The 4,036-nt window shown below is 72.8% G+C and carries 2 protein-coding genes; both read right to left on the bottom strand.

What is annotated here, in order from left to right; genetic code table 11:
• A partial coding sequence (locus tag DEH69_RS29260; RefSeq protein WP_181727655.1) for a type I polyketide synthase occupies window positions 1–1,759 on the bottom strand: 1,759 nt, incomplete at its 3' end.
• A 26-nt stretch (window positions 1,760–1,785) separates the two neighbouring features.
• A partial coding sequence (locus tag DEH69_RS29255) for an SDR family NAD(P)-dependent oxidoreductase (RefSeq protein WP_220131359.1) occupies window positions 1,786–4,036 on the bottom strand: 2,251 nt, incomplete at its 5' end.

Genomic DNA, 4,036 nt, shown 5'->3' with positions numbered 1-4,036 from the left:
ACGCCCCGGCCAGCTCAAGACCCATCCCCACCCACTGCGAACCCTGACCAGGGAAGACCAGGACCACCCGTTCGGTGCCCTCGCCGATCTCGCCGCGCACCACCCGGGGGTCGTCCTCGCCGCGTCCCAGCGCCCGGAGTCCGCCGAGCAGCGCCTCGCGGCCCTCCCCCACCACCACCGCGCGGTGGTCGAGAGCGGCGCGCGCGGTGACCAGCGAGCGGCCGATGTCCGTGGTCGATGTCTCGGGGTGTTCGGTGGCGAAGGTGGCCAGCCGGTCGGCCAGTTGACGCAGCGCCTCCGGGTCGGCGGCCGAGACCGGCCAGACGGTCGGCCCGCCGGTTTCGTCGGTCGCGGTCTCCTCGGCGGCCTCGGTCTCGGGGGCCTGCTCCAGGATCAGGTGCGCGTTGGTGCCGCTGACGCCAAACGCGGAGACGCCGGCGCGGCGCGGTTCGCCGGTCTCCGGCCAGGGCTGGGCCTCGGCGAGCAGCCGCACCGCGCCCGAGTCCCAGTTGACATGCGGGGAGGGCGCGTCGACATGGAGGGTGGCGGGCAGGGTGCCATGGCGCATGCCCATCACCATCTTGATCACGCCAGCGACGCCGGCGGCGGCCGCCGTGTGCCCGATATTGGACTTCACCGAGCCGAGCCAGAGCGGCTGGTCGTCCTCCTTGGCCTGGCCGTAGGTGTTGAGGAGCGCCTGGGCCTCGATCGGGTCGCCCAGCGAGGTGCCGGTGCCATGGGCCTCCACCGCGTCGATCAGCTGGGGCGACAGCCTGGCGTTGGCCAACGCCTGCCGGATCACCCGCTGTTGGGAGGGACCGTTGGGCGCGGTCAGGCCGTTGGACGCGCCGTCCTGGTTGACGGCGGAGCCCCGGATCACGGCCAGCACCCGGCGCCCGTTGCGGCGCGCGTCGGACAGCCGTTCGACCAGCAGCAGGCCGACGCCCTCGGCCCAGCCGGTCCCGTCGGCACCGGCCGCGAACGCCTTGCAGCGGCCGTCGGGGGCGAGCCCTCGCTGCCGGCTGAACTCGACAAAGACCTCGGGGCTTGGCAGCACATTGACGCCGCCGGCGATGGCCAGCGAGCACTCCTCGGCGCGGAGCGCGGTGACGGCCTGGTGAAGCGCGACCAGCGAGGAGGAGCAGGCGGTGTCGACGGTGACGGCCGGGCCTTCGAGGCCGAGGGTGTAGGAGATCCGACCGGAGAGGACGCTGGTGGCCTGGCCGGTCAGGGCATAGCCCTCGATGGCCTCGGCGTCCTGGCCCTCCGCCCGGCCGTAGCCGGAGAAGCCGGCGCCGACAAAGACCCCGGTGTCGGTGCCGCGCAGCGTCGAGGTGTCGATGCCGGCGCGTTCGACGGCTTCCCAGGCGGTCTCCAGCAGCAGCCGCTGCTGCGGGTCCATGGCCAGCGCCTCGCGCGGCGAGATCCCGAAGAACGGGGCGTCGAAGTGCGCGACCTGGTCGAGGAATCCGCCCTCGCGGACATAGCTCTTCCCCGAGGCGTCCGGATCCGGATCGTAGACCGCGTCGACGTTCCAGCCCCGGTCGGTGGGGAACGGGGCGATGGCGTCGCCGCCTTCGGCGAGCAGCCGCCACAGGTCCTCGGGGGACCGCACCCCGCCCGGGTAGCGGCAGGCCATGCCGACGATGGCGACGGGCTCCCGCAGTTGCTCCTCGATATCGGATATCCGCTTGCGCGCCTTGTGGAGATCCGTCGTCGCCCGCTTGAGGTAACTACGAAGCTTCTCTTCGTTACTCATCTTTCGTCACCTTGTCCAGAGCCTCGTCACGGGGTTTCGAGTTGATCGTCGAGAAGGTCGAAGAGTTCGTCGTCCGTGGCGGACTCCACGGTGTCGGCGATGGCCTCGTCCTCTCCGGAGCCGGCGGGTCCGTCCAGCCGGGCCAGCAGAACGCGCAGCCGGGCGGCTATCTCCTGTTGGGCGTTGTCCTCCTCGCTCAGCGAGACCAGGGACTTCTCCAACCGGTCCAGTTCGCCGAGGACATGGGCGGCGCCGCCGGTGTCAGCGCCGACGATCTCGCTGAGCACATGCTCGGCCAGCGCGGTGGCGTTGGGATGGTCGAAGATCGCCGTGGTGGACAGCTGGACGCCGGTGGCCTCGTTGATGCGGTTGCGTAGTTCGACGGCGGTCAGCGAGTCGAACCCGGCCTCCTGGAAGGGGCGTTCGGCGTCCAGGCTCTTTCCGCTGCCGTAGCCGAGCACCAGCGCGGCGTGTTCCCGCACCAGGTCCAGCACGATCCGGCGGCGTTCCGGCTCCGTCGCCTTGGCCAGACGTTCGCCCAACTGCTGGGCCTGGGAGGTGATTTCGCTTGCGCCGTTGCCGGCCTCGGCGCGTTCGGCGAGCGCCCGCATCTCGGCGAGTTCGCTGAGCAGCGCGCTGGCCCGCTGGGAGGTGAAGCCGGTGGCGAACCGTTCCCAGTCCACATCGGCGACGGCGACCTGGGTTTCGTCCAGCTCGACGGCGCGCACCAGCGCGGCGACGGCGTTGGTCGGGTCCATTGAGCGCAGGCCGTGCCGTGCCAGCAGGTCCTCGGCCTCTCCGTCGACGGCCATCCCGGCCTCGGCCCAGGGGCCGAAGGCCACGGCGGTGGCGGTCAGGCCCCTGGCGCGGCGCTGTTCGGCCAACTCGTCCAGATAGGCGTTGGCGGCGGCGTAGATGCCCTGCCGGCCGCTGCCCCAGACCCCGGCGATGGAGGAGAACAGGACAAACGCGTCCAGCTCGCGGTCGCCCAGGACGGCATCCAGGTTGGCCGCGCCGGCGACCTTGCCGCGCATCACATCGGCGCATTCGGTCAGGTCCGACTCGGTGAGGAGGCCGACCTGCGCCAGCCCTGCGGTGTGCACTACCACCCGGATCGGCGGGCCTTCCCGCTCGACGTCGGCGACCAGGGCCCCCAGCGCCGAACGGTCGGCGACATCGCAGGCGGCGATGGTCACCTGAGCGCCCAACTCCGTGAGCTGATCGTGGAGTTCGGCGGCACCCGGGGCTTCGGGCCCACGTCGGCTGGTCAGCACCAGGCGCTCGGCGCCGTGCTGTGCCGCCCAGCGGGCGACGCGGCCGCCGAGCCCGCCGGTGCCGCCGGTGATCAGCACGGTGCCGGTGGGTCGCCAGCCCTCGCCCTCGCCCCAGGGCCGGGCGGCGGGGCGCACCACGCGGCGCACCCAGATCCCGTCGGGCCTGAGCGCGACCTGATCCTCGTCCTGTGCGGCGATGGTGCGCGCCGCCTGGGCCCAGATCGCGTCGTCCGCGCTGTCCAGCGGGAGGTCCAGCAGACCGCCCCAGAGGCGCGGGTACTCCAGGCCCACCACGCGGCCGATGCCCCAGATCATGGACTGCGACACTCCGTCCCGCCGTTCGTCGGGGCCGACGGTCACCGCGCCGTCGGTCAGGCACCAGAGGCGCCCGCCGAAGTCGGCTTCGGCCAGGGCCAGGGCCAGCGCGCGGGTGGCGACCCAGCCGCGCGGCAGCACGGGATGCGCCTCGTACGGGGCCTCGTCGATGGCGAGCAGCGAGACGACGCCGCCGGTCTCGCCCTCGACCGCGTGGATCTGCTCGATCACGCCGCCGATGTCCGCGCCCTCCACGGGGATGGGCAGCACGGTCGCCGCGCCTTCCGCGCGCAGCGCCTCGACGCACTGGTGCACCGCCTCCTCGGCCAGCCCCTTGGGGGCGACGACCCACCAGGTGCCGGTGAGCGAGCCGGTCAACCCTCCGGCGAGCGGGCGCCATTGGACGCGGTACCGCCAGGCGTCGACGGTGGAGCGTTCGCGGTTTTGGCGGCGCCAGGAGGAGAGCATCGGCAGCACCGAGGCCAGCGGCCGCTGAGCGAGGTCGTCGCCCGACTCGCCCAGGGTGCCGGCGAGTTCGGCCGCGTCGCCCTTCTCCACCGCGTCCCAGAACCTGGCCTCGTCCGCGTCCGGCACCCGGCTCTCGCCGACGGCCGTCTCGGTGTCCGGCTCCAGCCAGTAGCGGTCGCGTTGGAACGGGTAGGTCGGCAGCTCCACGGGACGCCCACCC

Source organism: Streptomyces sp. PT12 (assembly GCF_003311645.1).
GTDB lineage: Bacteria > Actinomycetota > Actinomycetes > Streptomycetales > Streptomycetaceae > Streptomyces.
This window is presented reverse-complemented; position numbering and strand designations above follow the sequence as displayed.